Genomic DNA, 1,464 nt, shown 5'->3' on the forward strand with positions numbered 1-1,464 from the left:
TAAGTCCCCTGGGGTGGTGGGGTTTCGGGGGTGACGTCAGCTGAGCCAGGTTCGGTCTGGTGCGGCGTGTCGTTGGGGCTGTGGGTGGGCCATCGCGTAGTGGTCAGCGAGTTACCGATCAAAGTGACTCACAGTAAGGACACACACGCGATGACCCAGGACCATTCTGCCTTGCTCGCCCAGCTCGATGCACTGACCTCCGCTGATTCCGGATCGATGTTCGCTGAGCTGGTCCGTGCCGGACTGCAGGCGTTGATCGAGGCCGAGGCCACCGAAAAGATCGGTGCCGGCCGCTACGAGCGGTCTGCAGAGCGCACGGTGCACCGCAACGGGCACCGGGCCAAGACGGTATCGACCCCGGCCGGGGATGTGTCGGTGAAGATCCCCAAGCTGCGGTCGGGCTCGTTCTTTCCGGTGTTGTTGGAACGGCGCCGCCGTATCGACAAGGCGTTGCATGCGGTGATCATGGAGGCCTACGTGCATGGGGTCTCCACGCGCAACGTCGATGACCTGGTCACCGCCCTCGGCGTCGATACCGGGATCTCGAAATCGGAGGTCTCGCGCATCTGTGGTGGTCTCGATACCGAGATCACCCGCTTCCGGGAACGCTCACTGGCCCACACCACGTTTCCGTACGTGTTTGCTGATGCGACCTACTGCAAGGTTCGGGTCGGTGCGCACGTGGTCTCTCAGGCGCTCGTGGTGGCCACCGGGGTGTCGATGGATGGCTCGCGGGAGGTACTCGGTACCGCGGTCGGCGACTCGGAGTCGTTCGAGTTCTGGCGGGAGTTCTTCGCGTCGCTGAAAGCGCGTGGTCTGGCGGGGGTGCAGTTGGTCACCTCTGATGCCCATGCAGGGTTGAAAGCTGCTGTGGCGCAGCAGTTCAGCAACGTCACTTGGCAGCGATGCCGGGTGCATTTCATGCGTAACCTGCACGGGGCGGTCTCGACGAAACAGGCCCCGGTGGTGACCGCGGCGGTCAAGACGATCTTCGCCCACACCGAACCCGACGACATCCACGCCCAGTGGGACCAGGTGGCCGACACGCTGGAAGCGTCGTTCCCGAAAGTGGCGGCGATGATGCGGGAAGCCAAAGCTGATGTGTTGGCGTTCACCGCGTTCCCGAAGGCGCACTGGCAAAAGATCTGGTCGAACAACCCGATCGAACGGTTGAACAAGGAAATTAAACGCCGCGCTGATGTCGTGGAGATCTTCCCGAACCCGGCGGCGTTTCTACGGCTGTCGACCGCGGTGGTGATCGAGGCCCACGACGAGTGGCAGGTCACCCGCCGCTACCTCTCCGATGTATCGATGCTCGAACTCAAGAAGGTGATCGCCGCCAAACACCACGCCGCCGCAGTACTGGACCAATCCCACCAAAACGCCTAGCATTCACCATGACTCGTTGATCACTACGCGTGAGTCCACGCCGATCCGAAGTCCACCACTCCACGGGGCACTATC

General features: G+C 62.6%; 1 protein-coding gene. It reads left to right on the forward strand.

Annotated features, from left to right (window positions below):
* The first annotated feature begins 150 nt into the window (after positions 1–150).
* The gene (locus tag GOPIP_RS10585; protein ID WP_006369631.1) at positions 151–1,389 is read left to right on the forward strand and encodes an IS256 family transposase; all 1,239 of its coding nucleotides are present in this window, start codon (positions 151–153) and stop codon (positions 1,387–1,389) included.
* The last annotated feature ends 75 nt before the right edge of the window (positions 1,390–1,464 follow it).

Source organism: Gordonia polyisoprenivorans NBRC 16320 = JCM 10675, from assembly GCF_000241325.1.
Lineage (GTDB): Bacteria > Actinomycetota > Actinomycetes > Mycobacteriales > Mycobacteriaceae > Gordonia > Gordonia polyisoprenivorans.